Source organism: Solemya pervernicosa gill symbiont, assembly GCF_002020875.1.
Classification (GTDB): Bacteria; Pseudomonadota; Gammaproteobacteria.
Map to the genome: position 1 here is coordinate 18,622 of NZ_MPRL01000046.1, position 15,542 is coordinate 34,163.

General features: G+C 56.9%; 20 protein-coding genes and 1 pseudogene. 4 read left to right on the plus strand and 17 right to left on the minus strand.

Annotation, left to right across the window (positions count from 1 at the left end; all coding sequences use genetic code 11):
- The first annotated feature begins 39 nt into the window (after positions 1–39).
- Genes BOW52_RS10815 through BOW52_RS10825 form a run of 3 tightly spaced genes read left to right on the plus strand, consistent with a single transcriptional unit; the run spans position 40 to position 2,653 of the window.
- A complete protein-coding gene (locus tag BOW52_RS10815; protein ID WP_078484098.1) occupies positions 40–1,350 on the plus strand; it encodes a S41 family peptidase in 1,311 nt (436 codons plus the stop codon).
- Positions 1,351–1,352: 2 nt separating this feature from the next.
- Positions 1,353–2,126 (plus strand): divergent polysaccharide deacetylase family protein, encoded by a 774-nt coding sequence (locus BOW52_RS10820; RefSeq protein WP_078484099.1) that lies wholly within the window; start codon positions 1,353–1,355, stop codon positions 2,124–2,126.
- Entirely contained in the window at positions 2,102–2,653 is a 552-nt protein-coding gene (locus tag BOW52_RS10825) for a DJ-1 family glyoxalase III (protein WP_078484100.1), read from the plus strand. The genes BOW52_RS10820 and BOW52_RS10825 overlap by 25 nt, the downstream gene beginning before the upstream one ends.
- 70 nt (positions 2,654–2,723) lie before the next feature.
- On the opposite strand, the gene BOW52_RS10830 is transcribed toward BOW52_RS10825, so the two are convergent.
- From BOW52_RS10830 to lptM, 17 genes and pseudogenes are all read right to left on the minus strand, one after another.
- The gene (locus BOW52_RS10830) at positions 2,724–3,059 is read right to left on the minus strand and encodes a hypothetical protein (protein ID WP_078484101.1); all 336 of its coding nucleotides are present in this window, start codon (positions 3,057–3,059) and stop codon (positions 2,724–2,726) included.
- A 25-nt stretch (positions 3,060–3,084) separates the two neighbouring features.
- Positions 3,085–3,249, minus strand: coding sequence for a hypothetical protein (locus tag BOW52_RS17060; protein ID WP_172840307.1), 165 nt, complete (start codon positions 3,247–3,249; stop codon positions 3,085–3,087).
- Positions 3,250–3,476: 227 nt separating this feature from the next.
- Positions 3,477–5,135, minus strand: coding sequence for a ubiquinone biosynthesis regulatory protein kinase UbiB (ubiB, locus tag BOW52_RS10835; RefSeq protein ID WP_078484102.1), 1,659 nt, complete (start codon positions 5,133–5,135; stop codon positions 3,477–3,479).
- Positions 5,132–5,740 carry a ubiquinone biosynthesis accessory factor UbiJ gene (locus BOW52_RS10840; RefSeq protein WP_172840308.1) on the minus strand — a complete coding sequence of 203 codons (609 nt, stop codon included), beginning with the start codon at positions 5,738–5,740 and terminating at the stop codon, positions 5,132–5,134. Before BOW52_RS10840 ends, ubiB begins: the two co-directional genes overlap by 4 nt.
- Positions 5,737–6,213: an RDD family protein gene (locus BOW52_RS10845; RefSeq protein WP_172840309.1), complete on the minus strand. Its 477-nt coding sequence runs from the start codon at positions 6,211–6,213 to the stop codon at positions 5,737–5,739. Before BOW52_RS10845 ends, BOW52_RS10840 begins: the two co-directional genes overlap by 4 nt.
- The gene (gene ubiE / locus BOW52_RS10850; protein WP_078484105.1) at positions 6,210–6,971 is read right to left on the minus strand and encodes a bifunctional demethylmenaquinone methyltransferase/2-methoxy-6-polyprenyl-1,4-benzoquinol methylase UbiE; all 762 of its coding nucleotides are present in this window, start codon (positions 6,969–6,971) and stop codon (positions 6,210–6,212) included. Before ubiE ends, BOW52_RS10845 begins: the two co-directional genes overlap by 4 nt.
- A 27-nt stretch (positions 6,972–6,998) precedes the next feature.
- Positions 6,999–7,370 (minus strand): gamma-butyrobetaine hydroxylase-like domain-containing protein, encoded by a 372-nt coding sequence (locus BOW52_RS10855; protein WP_078484106.1) that lies wholly within the window; start codon positions 7,368–7,370, stop codon positions 6,999–7,001.
- A 60-nt stretch (positions 7,371–7,430) separates the two neighbouring features.
- A complete protein-coding gene (hslU, locus tag BOW52_RS10860) occupies positions 7,431–8,768 on the minus strand; it encodes an ATP-dependent protease ATPase subunit HslU (protein WP_078484107.1) in 1,338 nt (445 codons plus the stop codon).
- Between the two features lie 97 nt (positions 8,769–8,865).
- On the minus strand, positions 8,866–9,408 hold the full coding sequence (hslV, locus tag BOW52_RS10865) for an ATP-dependent protease subunit HslV (RefSeq protein ID WP_078484108.1): 543 nt from the start codon (positions 9,406–9,408) through the stop codon (positions 8,866–8,868).
- 87 nt (positions 9,409–9,495) lie between these two features.
- Positions 9,496–10,398 (minus strand): tyrosine recombinase XerC, encoded by a 903-nt coding sequence (xerC, locus tag BOW52_RS10870; protein ID WP_320416271.1) that lies wholly within the window; start codon positions 10,396–10,398, stop codon positions 9,496–9,498.
- 5 nt (positions 10,399–10,403) lie between these two features.
- Positions 10,404–11,102: a DUF484 family protein gene (locus BOW52_RS10875; RefSeq protein WP_174672711.1), complete on the minus strand. Its 699-nt coding sequence runs from the start codon at positions 11,100–11,102 to the stop codon at positions 10,404–10,406.
- 2 nt (positions 11,103–11,104) lie between these two features.
- Positions 11,105–11,935, minus strand: coding sequence for a diaminopimelate epimerase (dapF, locus tag BOW52_RS10880; RefSeq protein ID WP_078484111.1), 831 nt, complete (start codon positions 11,933–11,935; stop codon positions 11,105–11,107).
- A gap of 198 nt (positions 11,936–12,133) precedes the next feature.
- Positions 12,134–12,826, minus strand: coding sequence for a DUF3379 family protein (locus BOW52_RS10885; RefSeq protein WP_078484112.1), 693 nt, complete (start codon positions 12,824–12,826; stop codon positions 12,134–12,136).
- Positions 12,826–13,374: pseudogene (locus BOW52_RS10890) on the minus strand (sigma-70 family RNA polymerase sigma factor); the annotation flags it as partial. The gene BOW52_RS10885 and the pseudogene BOW52_RS10890, both read right to left, overlap by 1 nt.
- Positions 13,375–13,417: 43 nt before the next feature.
- Entirely contained in the window at positions 13,418–13,843 is a 426-nt protein-coding gene (locus BOW52_RS10895; protein ID WP_078484114.1) for a CoA-binding protein, read from the minus strand.
- On the minus strand, positions 13,836–15,089 hold the full coding sequence (gene lysA / locus BOW52_RS10900) for a diaminopimelate decarboxylase (RefSeq protein ID WP_078484115.1): 1,254 nt from the start codon (positions 15,087–15,089) through the stop codon (positions 13,836–13,838). The genes BOW52_RS10895 and lysA overlap by 8 nt, the downstream gene beginning before the upstream one ends.
- A gap of 12 nt (positions 15,090–15,101) precedes the next feature.
- A complete protein-coding gene (lptM, locus tag BOW52_RS10905; RefSeq protein WP_236725714.1) occupies positions 15,102–15,233 on the minus strand; it encodes an LPS translocon maturation chaperone LptM in 132 nt (43 codons plus the stop codon).
- 156 nt (positions 15,234–15,389) lie between these two features.
- Here lptM and BOW52_RS10910 point away from each other — a divergent pair.
- Positions 15,390–15,542 (plus strand): twin-arginine translocation signal domain-containing protein (locus BOW52_RS10910; protein WP_135622290.1); only part of this gene is annotated, 153 nt, incomplete at its 3' end.

Sequence of the window (15,542 nt, forward strand, 5' to 3'; positions counted from 1 at the left end):
ACCAACGCTGTACGCCCACCCACTGGAGTCGACCAGATAATGAATAGATACATTCCTGCCCTCATCAGCGGTGTCGTAGTAGGCATCGGCCTCTCCCTTGGCCACGGTGTCCTCGCCCAGCGAGAAGCGACCAGCACCGCCGTGCCGATTGATGAGCTGCGCACCTTCACCGAGGTCTTCGCCCGGATTAAAAGCGACTATGTTGAAGAGGTTGATGACAAGACCCTGCTGGAGAACGCCATTCGCGGCATGCTCTCTGGTCTCGATCCCCACTCTGCCTACCTCAACGAGGATGAGTTCACCGAACTACAGGTCGGCACCAGCGGCCAGTTTGGCGGTCTCGGTATCGAGGTCACCATGGAGGATGGTTTTGTTAAGGTGGTCGCCCCGATCGACGACACCCCGGCACAACGCGCCGGCGTACAGGCAGGTGACCTGGTGATACGACTCGACGACGCACCCGTTAAGGGAATGACCCTCAACGACGCGGTCAAGGTCATGCGCGGCAAGCCAGGGACCGACATCGAGCTGACCATCGTCCGCAACGGTCTCGACAAACCACTCAAGATCACCATTGAGCGCGCCGTGATCAAAGTGAAGAGTGTGAAAAAACGGATGCTTGAGGATGGCTTCGGCTATGTACGTGTCTCCCAGTTCCGCTCCAAGACCGGCCCCAACCTGAAGCAGGCGATCTCCGATCTGAAGAAGGAGAACGATGGTCCACTGAAGGGCCTGGTGCTCGATCTGCGTAACAATCCTGGTGGTGTGCTTAATGCCGCCGTGGGCGTCTCCGATGTCTTCCTCGAGAAGGGCCTGGTGGTCTACACCGAGGGGCGTATTGATGACTCACAGATGCGCTTCAATGCCAAGCCGGGTGACCAGATAGACGGCGCACCCTTAGTCGTACTGATCAATGGTGGATCGGCATCGGCCTCCGAAATCGTTGCCGGCGCCCTGCAGGATCACAAGCGTGGCCTGATCGTCGGTACCAAGAGCTTCGGAAAGGGCTCTGTGCAGACCATTCTGCCGATGAACAGCAAGACTGGCATCAAGCTCACCACTGCCCGTTACTTCACACCTTCAGGCCGCTCAATTCAGGCCGAGGGCATTGAGCCAGATATCATTCTCGACCGCCTCAAGGTCGAGGCCGCGCAAAGCCCCGTCGTCACCTCAGTAAAAGAGGCAGACCTGACAGGTCATCTGCAGAACGGCAATGGCAACAAGTCCGAGAAGAGCGGTGAGAGTGACAAGAAAGAGGAGAAGGTCTCCCTTGCCAGCAAGGACTATCCACTCTACGAGGCTCTAAACCTGCTTAAGGGAATGGCCATCCAGCGCGCTCACGGAATGTAGACGTGCTCGGTTTCTCCCGCCTACTGCTGGCGGCTCTACTGCTTATCTCGACACAGGTTAGTGCGGCCGAAAGGCCGCGTATCAGTATCATCATCGATGATATGGGAGATCGGCTACAGGCCGGTAATCGCGCCATTGAGCTGCCCGGCGCGCTCAGCTACGCCATCCTCCCCCACACCCCCTACAGTCGCCGTCTGGCAGAGTTTGCCAACTGCATGGGTAAAGAGGTGATGCTGCACCTGCCGATGGAGTCCGAGCAGCCCGCACCACTCGGTCCCGGCGCCCTCACCCTGCACATGAGCGAGAACGATTTCCGCCAGAGCATTCGCGAGAGCCTTAAATCGATTCCCCACGCCAGCGGAGTCAATAACCACATGGGCAGCCTGCTGACTCGCCACCCCGGCCACATGCAGTGGCTGATGGAGGAGCTAAAGACGAGCGGTAACCTCTTCTTTATCGACAGCCGCACCACCACCCAAAGCGTCGCACCACAGATCGCACGCGAGAACGGCATCGTCACCGCTGAACGCAAGGTCTTTCTCGACCACGATATCGATCCCGAGCAAATTCGCTACCAGTTCAAGCGGCTGATTCGCAGCGCCCACCGAGACGGCAGCGCCATCGGCATCGGCCACCCATACGGGTCTACACTTAGCGTACTCGAGGAGATGCTACCGCAGCTCGCGGAGCTGGGTGTTGAACTGGTTCCCGTCTCCTCGCTACTGCAAAAGAGAAGCGAAGGAGAAACCACATGGCAAGCATCCTTATCCCACTAGCCCAGGGCTGTGAAGAGCTTGAAGCAGTCACCCTGATCGACCTGCTCCGTCGTGCCGAAATAGAAGTCACTACCGCCAGTCTTGATGCGGGCCCAATAACCGCCTCACGCGGAGTGGTGCTGATCGCCGACACCACGCTCGATGAGGCCCTTCAGCATGACTACGACATGGTGGTGCTCCCTGGTGGCCTGCCCGGTGCCGACCACCTCGACAACGACCCACGCATTGCAGACCTACTGAAGAAAATGGCCGACAGCGGAAAATTCACCGCCGCCATCTGCGCCGCACCCAAGGTACTCGCCAACATCGGTCTGCTTGATGGTCGCAGTGCCACCAGTTACCCCGGTGTACTCGATAAGATGGAGATTAGCGGCATGAACTACCGTAACGCCGCGGTGGTGCAGGACGGCAAGATCATCACCTCCCGCGGCCCCGGTACCGCGCTCGATTTCGCTCTGCATCTGATTGAGCAGCTTTGCGACAAAACCACTCGCGATCAGGTTGAGGCGAGCTTGGTTCGGCCATAAAAAAGCCGTGGCCTCGGTAGAGGCTCACGGCTTTTATCTATGACCAACCTATATTGAACAGTTAGGCAGGTTAACCTTGAATGGCTGCTACAGCTGAGAAGAACTCATGATCCTCTTTGCTGATGCGTTCCATCACCAGACGGAAGATCTCACGGGTCTCTTCAGCAAACTTGCCGTGGTCACGATTCTTCTTCTCTGCTGGTTTGCACCAGGTCCGCTCATAGCTGGTAAAGAGACGTTTCAACTCTCTGGCACCGTTTAGGTAACGCGTCGCCATCTCGTTGACACCCTTATCATCATGATCGAGCAGATTGGAGTAGAGCGCCGCATCCTCGAGTGTGAGATGGGCAATTACCTTGTCACTAACCGGGGAGTCGCTATTTTTGCGAAAGTTTGTTTTGGGCATCCAAGCCCAAGCAAACAGCAAAAACTTAACGCGACCATTTATGCCTACGGCGCCCCGACGAACGTTCAAACAGCTCACGCGAGACCTGTGTACAGGTTGCCGCCTCACTCTCTACCACGACCAGTAGTACCTTACAGAGCTCTTCGATTTCTCGGTTCTGCTTAGTCAGTTTTTCTAGTTGAAACTCCATGCTCCCCCCTTCGTTTTTATCTAGTTTTGTCTTTTGTTATGTCCCTATCCTAGTCCTCATCGGCACTCTGTTCCACCACCAATAAGCGCAGGTACGGCATACCTGAATGACTCACTGGGAAATAGCGTGTAGATGATTTCAGTGCAGAGCATTCTCTCTGCTTTAAGGGAACGTAAAGATGCTATCGAGTGGTGAATTAGTGGCAGAAGAACAGCCATGATTCGGAACTACGTCTCATCATCAGGCCAGGCAAAGATCCAGAGTGCGATACCTGCAACACCTAGCACCCAGCTGAGCAGTGGCGCATCGTAGACCATGCGCGGTGAGTAACCATCAAGGCCTAGCAGCACTGCGGCACTGATCACCGCAGCTGAACCAATAAGGGTCATTACCGTACGTCTGTTTGCCACCTTCAGATCGCGACGCAGCTGACTCAGCTCGCTACTATTCCACTCTACCTGTAGACGCCCACTGGCCGCCTTATCGAGCACATCGTGCATCAGTCCCGGTAGCTCCGGCAGCTTCTCGGTCCACTCCGGCACCTTCTCCTTGGCGTGGCGGAACATGGCGCGAGCGCCTACCTGCTCACTCATCCAGCGCTCCAGGAATGGCTTGGCGGTCTGCCACAGATCGAGATCGGGGTAGAGATAGCGACCCAACCCTTCGATATTGAGCAGCGTCTTCTGCAACAGAACCAGCTGCGGCTGGATCTCCATGTCGAAGCGACGTGCTGTCTGGAACAGGCGCAGCAGTAGATGGCCAAATGAGATCTCTTTTATCGGGCGCTCAAAGATCGGTTCGCAGACGCTACGAATCGCCGACTCAAACTCCTCGACCCGCGTGCCCTCCGGCACCCAGGAGGATTCGACGTGCAGCTCTGCAACGCGGCGGTAGTCACGATGGAAGAAGGCGAGAAAGTTTTCTGCCAGATAACGTTGATCGACATCGCTCAGTACACCGACAATGCCAAAATCGACTGCAATGTAGTTGCCCTCGTCGGAGATAAAGATATTGCCGGGGTGCATATCAGCGTGGAAGAAGTTGTGGCGGAAGACCTGGGTAAAGAAGACCTCGACCCCCAGTTCACCAAGCCGCTTCATATCAACGCCCTGGGCACGCAGCGCCGCCATATCACCAATAGGCGTGCCATAGACACGCTCCATCACCATCACATTGCGCTTACAAAGCGGCCAGTGCACCTCGGGAATATAGAGATCGGGGATGTCAGTGAAGTTACGACGCAGTTGCGAGGCGTTGCCCGCCTCACGTACCAGGTCGAGCTCATCATGGATGGTCTTCTCGAACTCCTCGATCACCTCAACCGGGCGCAGTCGCCGGCCATCGCTCCAGTAGCGTTGCGCCAGCCTGGCGATGGTATAGAGCAGTGCAACATCGCAGCGAATGGTCTTCTCGATATCGGGGCGCAGTACCTTGACCACCACATCACTACCATCGAAGAGTTGCGCGGCATGGACCTGTGCGATCGATGCCGAGGCGAGCGGCTCCTCGGAGAACTGTTTGAAGATCTGCTCAACTGGCTTGCCGTAGGCCTTCTCGACGATGCGGCGCGCATCACCACCGTGGAAGGGGGGTACACGATCCTGCAGCTTGGCCAGCTCGTCGGCGATATCGTCTGGCAGCAGATCGCGGCGAGTGGAGAGGATTTGGCCGAACTTGACGAAGATCGGCCCCAGCTCCTCGAGTGCTTCACGGATTCGCTCACCCCTGTCACCGAGGCGACCGCGCAGCCAGTAGCCGGGTGAAACCAGACGCATAAAGCGCAGTGGGCGGAACAGATGGGTGGCGAGAATGATCTCATCGAGGCCGTGGCGCAGCAGCACCCGGTTGATACGCATCAGGTGGATGATCTGGGCGGGACGAATCACTGTGACACCCTCTCGCGCAAGCGTTTGAATCTCATCTCAAACCGCTCAACGGCCATACGCGTCTCATCGACACCCTGCATAAACGCTTCAACCTCATCACGATTGGGCAGCAGTTGCTGCTCCTCACGCAGATATTCCGATAGATCCTGACGCAGACTCTCGCTCGACTGCTCACCCCATTTGAGAGCTCCACGAAACAGGTTGCCAAGCTGGTGGGCGATCACATCACCCGTAAGATGCGAGAGGTGCTCCTCCCAGTCGACCTCGATACGCTCGAGCAGTTGCTGAAAACGGTGACCCAGGTCGCTATCGCCACTAATCTCTACATCACCCCCAAACAGCCCGTCTTTGGTGTCGCTGAGGGTGAGGCGCATCAGCGCCAGCGGTGCGCCGACGATCCAGACATCGGGCTCGCCCGCATAGTCACCGACGACCTGAAAGGTGCGACCTGGCAACAGGTAGAACTTCAGATCGAGTCCTCGTAGCTCAATGCCGACGACCCGCCCCTCCAGGGCGATAAAGCGCTCTGCAGCCTGCGGATCGAGCGCAATGTAGTTATTGATAGCGCTCTCAATTGTAGAGAGCAGCATTAGGGGACTCTTCAACGGTATGACTCCAGCCATTGTTCTATCGTAATCAGCGCGTCATCTTCCACCACAACCACACTACCGGCAAGCTTATCGTGCAGCCCCTGCGCTCGTCGGTCGAAAAGCAACCAGAGGAAGCCGAGCCCAAGGGTGGCAATATTGAGCAGATAGCCGAACAGACGCAGCAGTGTCTGACTGCCGTTGATCCCCTCTCCCGTGCTGGCACTGACCACCTGACAGTCACAGAGCAGCTTGCCGGGTGTTGCACGAAGTAGCATCCAGAAGCCGGTCAACAACATCAGCGGTAGCACGCTATTAATCGTCAGCTCCATCAACTCACGTTCGAACGGCGGTGAGACGGCATGTAGCTCTGCCAAATCAAGCAGGTAGAGAAGGAGGCTGCCCAACAGGGCGAGCAGGATGAGGTCAATCAGCGTCGCCAGGGTGCGTCGCAGGAAGCCGGCATAGATCACCGACCCCGTTTCTGTCACAGCTTGAATCCGCGATGCAGCGCAACGATGCCGCCACTGAGGTTGTGGTAGTCGCAGCGTTCCAGACCCGCCTCCTCCATCATCCCCTGCAGGGTCTGCTGGTCGGGGTGCATGCGGATCGACTCTGCCAGATAGCGATAGCTCTCCGAGTCGTTGGCAATGATCTTGCCCATGAGCGGCAGCAGGCTGAAGGAGTAGAGATCGTAGATCGGTTTCAATCCAGGTGTGACCGGTTTGGAGAACTCCAGCACCAGCAGTCGGCCGCCCGGCTTGAGTACCCGCTGCATCGAGCCAAGTGCCTTCTGTTTGTCGGTGACGTTACGCAGGCCGAAAGCGATGGTGATGCAGTCGAAGTAGTTATCGGGGAAGGGGAGGCACTCGGCATTGACCTGTGCGTAATCAATGTTGCCGACGATGCCCTTATCGATCATCCGCTCGCGACCATTGCGCAGCATCGCGGCGTTGATATCGGCCAGCACCACCTCACCCTCGGGACCGACCATGCGGGCGAAACGGGAGGCGAGATCTCCGGTACCACCCGCCAGATCGAGTACCCGTTGGCCGCGCTTCACGCCACTGAGTTCGATGGTGTAGCGCTTCCAGATACGATGGATGCCGAGCGACATCAAGTCGTTCATCACATCGTATTTATCGGCCACCGAGGTGAAGACCTCGCGTACATGGCTCGCCTTCTCATCAGTCGGCACCTGCTTGTAGCCGAAGTGCGTTGTATCCGACTGCTCGCCTTGATCCGCCATGCCCTACTCCAGTTAACGCTGAATACTTTATTTGCTGAGATCTTTGCGCTGGTAACCCGCCTCTTCGAGGCGTGCCAGATAGCGCTTCCAGTTGCTCTCATAGTTCTTGCCGAGATCGTAGAGTGTATCCCAGGCGAAGAGGCCAGAGTCATGATTATCATCAAAGGTTGGGCAGAGCGCGTAGTTGCCGACCATCTCGATCTTCTCGATGGTGACATCCTCCTTGCCCAGCTGCAGCACCTCTTCGCCCGGTCCGTGACCCTGCACCTCCGCAGAGGGTGAGTGGGTGCGCAGGTACTCGGCGCTATAGGTGAAGCTCTCGCCGGTATCGAAGCCGATCTCCAGTGTGGCTGACTTTTTGTGCAGCTTGATCTCGGTCGGTTTGGGTGAATCTGACATTGTAGTTACCTCGTGGTTTAACGACGCCATCGACTTTGTGGCCGACAACGTGAAAATGCTTTACAGAATATAGCGGCTCAGATCTTCGTCTTCTGCCAGCTCAGAGAGATGCTCATTAACGTAGTCAGCATCAACAGTAAAACTATCGCCGGAGCGATCGGGTGCCTCGAAGGAGATCGTCTCAGTAAGACGCTCCATCACGGTATGCAGGCGACGCGCGCCGATATTCTCGGTCTTCTCGTTCACCTGCCACGCCACCTCAGCGAGACGGGCCACACCATCCTCGGTAAAGCCTAGTTCAACCCCCTCGGTCCCCATCAATGCCGTGTACTGCTCGGTCAGTGAGGCGTCGGGTTCGGTGAGGATGCGGACAAAATCTTCAGCGACCAGTGCATCGAGCTCGACACGAATCGGCAGACGCCCCTGCAGCTCTGGAATCAGATCGGAGGGTTTGGCGAGGTGGAAGGCACCGGAGGCGATGAAAAGGATATGATCGGTTTTCACCATGCCGTACTTGGTGGAGACGGTCGAGCCCTCGACCAGTGGCAGTAGATCGCGCTGCACACCTTCACGCGAGACATCGGTACCGCTGCTCTCGCCACGCTTGGCCACCTTGTCGATCTCATCGATGAAAACGATACCGTTCTGCTCGACACTCTGCAGTGCGTGCAGTTTGATCTCCTCCTCGTTGACCAGCTTGCCCGCCTCCTCTTCGGTCAACTGCTTCAGCGCATCTTTAACGCGTAGCTTGCGACGGTTGGTCTTCTGGTTGCCCGCCATGTTCTGGAACATGCCCTGCAGCTGGTTGGTCATCTCCTCCATACCGGGAGGGGCCATGATCTCCACACCCACCGCCGGTGCGCTCACCTCGATCTCGATCTCACGCTCATCGAGTTCACCTTCGCGAAGCTTCTTGCGAAACTTCTGCCGTGTCTCGGCACCTGTCGTCGATTCAGGCTCAGCATCAAAGCCACTCGTCTTTGGCATCGGCAGCAGTACGTCAAGCACCCGCTCCTCGGCGGCATCTTCAGCACGATGACGCACCTTCTGCATCTCACGCTCACGGTTCATCTTCACCGAGATATCCATCAGGTCACGGATGATCGACTCCACATCGCGACCGACATAACCCACCTCGGTGAACTTGGTCGCCTCGATCTTGAGAAACGGTGCGTTAGCGAGCCGTGCCAGACGTCGAGCGATCTCGGTCTTACCGACACCGGTTGGACCGATCATGAGAATATTTTTCGGTGTAATCTCAACGCGCAGCGCCTCGGGCAGCTGGCTGCGGCGCCAGCGGTTGCGCAGCGCAATCGCCACGGCGCGCTTGGCATCGGCCTGACCGATGATATGTTTATCCAGCTCCTGGACAATTTCGCGGGGGGTCATTTCGGACATTTCGTGAACCTTTATTTCAATCTGGAGTGCGGGTGCAATTGGGGCAGTAGGTAACCGTCAGCACAGCTGTGCAGAACGAGCTACTCCTCCTCTCCGCTCAGCTCAGCTCAATCTCTTCGACGGTGAGATTGTTGTTGGTGTAGATACAGATATCGGCGGCAATACCGAGCGAACGTTCAACGATGGTTCGGGCATCGAGTTCGGTACTCTCAAGCAGTGCGCGTGCGGCCGACTGTGCGAAGGGGCCACCGGAGCCGATCGCGATCAGGCCGTGCTCAGGCTCCACCACATCGCCATTACCGGAGATGATCAGTGAGGCGCTCTCATCGGCGACCGCGAGCATCGCTTCGAGGCGGCGCAACATACGATCGGTACGCCAATCCTTGGCCAGCTCTACGGCGGCGCGGGTGAGGTTGCCGCGGTGTTTCTCCAGCTTCCCCTCGAAGCGCTCGAACAGGGTGAAGGCATCGGCGGTACCCCCGGCGAATCCGGCAATCACCTTACCGTGGAAGAGGCGACGCACCTTACGCGCATTGCCCTTCATCACCGTGTTGCCGAGCGAGACCTGACCATCACCGCCGATCACGACCTTGTCGCCACGTCTTACCGAGAGGATTGTTGTACCGCGAAACTGTTCCACAGAGCTGCTCCTGAATAGGGCGGGTAATTGTACACGATATGGGCAAATGCGCGGGATACAACCCTTGCGATATCAGGTAGTAAGCGCCTAACGGCGCTTGCGCGCACGTGGGTGTGCCTTGTCGTAGACCTTGGCGAGGTGCTGGAAGTCGAGATGGGTGTAGATCTGTGTGGTACTGATATCGGCGTGGCCAAGTAGCTCCTGCACCGCGCGCAGGTCGCTGCTCGACTCGAGCATGTGGCTAGCAAACGAGTGGCGCAACATGTGGGGATGCAGTGAACTGTCGAGTCCCTGCTTCACCGCCCACTCCTTGAGTCGCTTCTGCACCGAACGGTCGCTGATCCTACTGCCGCGTTTGGAGACAAACAGTGCGGTCTCCTCCACCTTGGCCAGACTGCCCCGCACCTTGAGCCACTTCTCTACCGCCTGCAGTGCCAGTCGACCGACCGGTACCATGCGCTCCTTGGAGCCCTTACCGACTACCTTTACTGTTGCGTCGCGCAGATCAAGAGAGCCCAGATCTAGCCCTACCACCTCAGCCAGACGCAGGCCAGAGGAGTAGATCAGCTCCATCAGCGCTGCATCGCGAACTGCGAGTGGATCATCATCATCGATCTGCAGCAGTCGCGCAGTCTGGTCGACATCGAGTGTCTTGGGCAGCTTACGCGGTGTCTTCGGTGCACGCACACCCTGAGCTGGGTTGAGCGTGACGACCTCTTCGCGCAACAGGTAGTTATAAAATGACCTCAGTGCGGAGAGTTCACGCGAGAGGCTACTGCCTGCCAATCCCTTGCGATGACGACTGGCAATGTAGTTACGGATATCGGCTTCAAGCAGTGATGACCACTGCTCAAACTCGCGTTCATTGCAGAAGTTCAGAAAGTTCTGCAGATCGCGTTGATAGTTGTTGGAGGTGTGTGCAGAGAGGCGACGCTCACTCTGCAGGTGTTCGAGAAAGCGCTCAAGCCACTCTGCTTCAGCCGCCTGCATGACCATTAACTATGGCGAAGAATCGCGCAGCTGATCAGTTCACCCAGCTGACCCAGCACCAGGGTGCCCATACCGGGGTGGAAGCGCTCCTCACTGTAGCTACCGATGGCGAGCATACCGAGGCGATCACCGCCACTGAGCGGGATCAGCACCGCCGAGCCGACCTGCTCGGCCGAGTCACCAAACAGGTAACGCACCTGATCGGGGCGCAGGCGACCACAGAGTGGACGGTGCATGGCGAAGAACTCACTAAACAGCGACATCTCCTGATCATCACGTGAGATATAACGAACACCCAGATCACTGCTGTTTTCGTTCGGTTCCATGAAGAGGTGGAAACGGACTAGATCGGCAGCGAACTCATCACGCAACTTTACCTGTACGCAGTTCAACACCTCGTCGATAGTGGTCGCCTCGAGCAGTGCCAGGGTGAGGCGATGTACACGTTCGTGGGTACTGCTGTTATCACGTGCCACCCGCACTAGATCCATCATCTTGCTGCGTAGCTGGCCATTCTGCTCGCGGAACATCGAGAGCTGGCGCTCAATCAGCGATACCGCGTCGCCACAGGGATGGGGAATCGTAAGCTGCTCAAGCAGCGACAGATGCTGCTCGAAAAACTCTGGGTTGTTACTGAGAAAGTCGACGACCTCATCTTCGGTCAGTTCGACATCAGCCAGTGGCTGGCTACTGTTTTGCTGCATGCTCATAGATCGATGCTACCCTCGAACACCCTGGTGGCGGGGCCGATCATCACTACCGGCGCTCCCATTTGCGGCCAGCTTATCATAAGTTCACCACCCGGAAGTGTGACGCGCACCATCGAATCAAGCTCTCCCTGCAGAATCCCGACCACTACTGCCGCACAGGCACCGGTACCACAGGCAAGTGTCTCACCAGCACCACGCTCAAAGACCCTTAGCTGGATATGATCTCGTGCGACCACCTGCATAAAACCGACATTCACACGCTGCGGAAAACGCGGATGTGATTCGATCAACGGACCCAGCTCTTCAACGGGTGCCTGGTCGATTTCACTCACACGCAGAACGGCGTGCGGGTTACCCATTGATACGACACCAAACTCCATCACCATCTCATCGACCTCAATCGCATAGCTCACTGCCTGCGCTTCGGCCTCAAACGGGATCTCAGCGGGTTCTAGATGAGGCACTCCCATGTCGACCGACACCAGGCCGCTCTCATCCACAGTGAGGTGAATAGTGCCTGAGGCGGTTTCAACGGTGATGGTCTCTTTATCGGTCAGCCCCTTATCGCGGACAAAGCGAGCAAAGCAGCGCGCACCGTTGCCACACTGCTCCACCTCGGAACCGTCGGCATTGTAGATGCGATAGCGGAAATCGACATTGGGGCTATCGGTTGCCTCGACCAGCAGCAACTGGTCACAACCGATACCAAAACGACGGTCGGCGAGCAGCCGTACCTGATCGGTGGTCAGTTCGACCTGCTGGTTGATCGCGTCAAAGACGATGAAGTCGTTGCCGATACCGTGCATTTTGGTGAAGTTAAGATTCATGCAGCAAGATTACCGAGCGATGGCTATGAAGAAAAGCCTAAAGATCAGCGATTTTGTGCCAAAGCTGCATAACAGGTTACTACTGTATCGAGGCAGCTCACCCTCTCTTGAGAGATTGTAGAGAACAGCAAACCACTCTCTTTAAGAAAGAGCTCTTTCATGCAGCGGGCAGGCAGCCGCTTAACAAACCTCTCGCGACTACAACCAGTTAACCGAACGCCCCACCTGCTCCTCAATGAGTTGCAGAGATTCACCCGGCTCCCCCATAAAGACCAGTGCACCGCGCTCTACCGGCGAGATATAACCGCGCTGCTCACCATCATTGATATCGCTACGCTCGGCCAGCTGCCGATCGGGAAGGATCAAAACACGTACCGGGCCCTGTTCGCCCTGGAAGACCATATGCAGACCAGAGACGCCATGCACCCAGCAGTAGTGCACACCGAGCAGATTGGCGGGCTGTTGCTCGAGTGTCAGTCCCGCCTTGCGGAACTCCCCAGCCATCTCATCGGAACGCATCGCTACCTGTCGAGTCAGTAGATCGGAGTGGGAGTTGAGTTCCACCAGCACCGACTGTTCAAAGCTGTCGAACTGGTGAGTGAACCAGGCAAACTGCAGCCCACCGACCAGCAGCAGCACACTTGCGGCCACTGCATACCAGCGCTGCTGACTCTGGCGTTGACGCACCTTAGTCACCTGCCCCAGCTTAATTCTTGAAGCCAATCCATCAGGAACCTTCACCTCAAAGGCTTCACGCATGGATGCCTCGGCCACTTCACCTCGTTCAAGGTAGGCGGCACAGGCGGGACACGCATCGCGATGCTGCAGAAATTGCGTATCGCGACTGTTCGGATCGATCAGGCACTCTCTACGAAAATCCAGGCAGTTCATCACTTTACCTCCTCTAGCGGTCTGCTCTCTTCACCCTCGAGCAGTGCTCTCATCTGCTTGCGCGCCCTGAACAGGCGGGTCAATACGGTTGCCTGGGTCAGATCTAGAATCTCTGCAATCTCCTTGGTGGAGTGACCCATCAACACCTGAAGCATCAGCGGCTCTCGATACGCCTCATCCAACTCAGTCAGTGCGCGTCGCAGTACAAACGCCTCGGTACTGGTGTCGTACTCACCACGATCATGCGCCATCTCGGCCAGATCAAAATCACCTGTCAGCTCCAGCCGGTACTTCTCCTTGGCCCTTAGGAACTCGCGTCGCAGGATCGTAATCAGCCACGCCTTGACCGCTTTCACATCCTTTAGTTTGTGCAGCGACTTCCAGGCGCGCAGGAAGGTCTCCTGTACAAGGTCCTCGGCTACCGCAGCGTCCCAGCAGAGCCAGTAGGCGTATCGGTAGATGTCGGCCGAATGTGCTTCGACCACGGCATCAAATTGCATCTGTGCGCTTCCCATACATAACAAGACCATCCTGGGTGGAGATTTATTACATTACAGATGAAATCGGGGCGAATGCCACGAATTGAACGGGTTATTCGTCAGGGAAGAGCGTCAGATAGTCACGGTAGATACAGCGATCCATCACCACCGTAATACCGGCCTCCACAGCTCGCTGTGCCGCCTCCTGATTGACCACCCCATCCTGAAGCCAGATAGCGGGGACCTTGAGCTCAATACACTTTTCGACAATCGGCATTACATGTTCGGGGGCGCGAAACACATCGACCAGATCGATCGCTCCCGGCACCTCATCGAGCGATGGGTAGGCGGTCTCACCCAACACCTCGTCAACGGCAGGACGAACCGGCACCACCTGATAACCAAACTGCTGCAGCGAGACCGCCACCTGGTGGCTGGGGCGCTTTGCCTTCGGCGAGAGTCCTACCACCGCAATACGCTTCACCTGTTTCAGCAGTGCAGCGATCTCCGTCATCTCAGGATTAATAAAATCAACCATCGTTTGGCAATACCTGTTCACCGGCATAGAGGATCGCCATCTCTTCACGCCGGCGAATCAGATGATACTCATCACCATCGACCATCACCTCAGCGGCACGTGGTCGAGAATTGTAGTTGGAGCTCATGGTGAATCCGTAGGCCCCGGCGGAACGTACCGCCAACAGGTCACCCTCTTCAATCAGCAACGCACGATCCTTACCGAGAAAATCACCGGTCTCGCAGATCGGACCGACGATATCGTAGCTGCGTGGCTCACCCTCTCGTGGCACCACCGGTTCAATCGCCTGCCAGGCACCGTAGAGTGTTGGGCGCATCATGTCGTTCATCGCCGCATCAACGATGGTGAAGTCCTTATGTTCGCTATGCTTCAGATACTCGACTCTTGTCAGCAGCACACCGGCATTACCAACAATCGCTCGCCCCGGCTCCAGCATCAACGACTGCGGACGACCGGCCATGCGTGCCTTGAGCGGTGCCGCGTAGGCCTCGGGCAATGGTGGCTCTTCATCACGGTAGCGGATACCGAGTCCACCGCCGATATCAATATGGTGTAGCTCGATTCCCAGCTCAGCAAGACGATCGACCAGCGCCAATACACGGTCGAGCGCATCGATGAAGGGGGCTATCTCGGTGATCTGTGAACCGATATGACAATCGACACCCGTTACCTCGATATGCGCCATCTCGGCGGCACGCTGGTAGACCTCCATCGCCCGCTCGATATCGACACCGAACTTGTTCTCCTTCAGGCCGGTGGAGATATAGGGATGGGTACCGGAGTCGACATCGGGATTGACCCGCAGAGAGATCGGGGCGATTTTGTCCATCGAAGCCGCAACGCGATTGAGTCGCTCCAACTCCGCCTCTGATTCGACATTAAAACAGCGAATACCGAGCTCCAGCGCGCGCTGCATCTCATCCGTCCGCTTGCCAACCCCGGAGAAGAGCACCTTACCCGGATCACCGCCTGCAGCAACCACCCGCTCCAGCTCACCCACCGAGACAATATCGAAACCGGCACCGAGGCGAGCCATTAGATTTAACACCGCCAGGTTAGAGTTGGCCTTCACTGCGTAGCAGATCAGGTGATCATGATCACCCAGTGCACTATCGAAGGCGCGGTAGTGGCGCTCAATGGTGGCACGCGAATAGACATAACAGGGGGTGCCGTAGTCGGCTGCCACAGCTGCAAGATCGACCGCTTCGCACTGGAGCCGGCCGCTAACGTAGTTGAAATGATCCATGCTGCTCCTGAACTAATGTGAACCTTTGCTGGGGGTGGTGGTCGTATCAGGCAGGTAGAGATCACCCTTCTGACCACAGCTGGCCAGAATGATAATCAGGCCGAGGAGTGGCCACAGACGTTTGAATATTGATTGTTTTTGCACTTTCATCTGTCCTGAATCAACACTTCGATGGGGAGTGCGCAGTATAATCGCAGCTTTGATCAATACCCAACTGGCTGTTACCGGCTAGTAAAATAGAGCGATATAAGTATTATCGGTCCACCAACGCATATCTTACTTTTTGGAGAGAGAAGCACGATGAATAATCAGCGTAGAACATTTCTCAAGGGCAGTCTGGCCGCCGGCACCGTGGGTGTCGCTGTAGGCGCTGGCCTGCTCGCCCCCCGTGCCGTCATGGCTGCATGGCCCAAGGCCGCTTTTGAAGCCAACGATTTCGGTGCGGCCATCTCT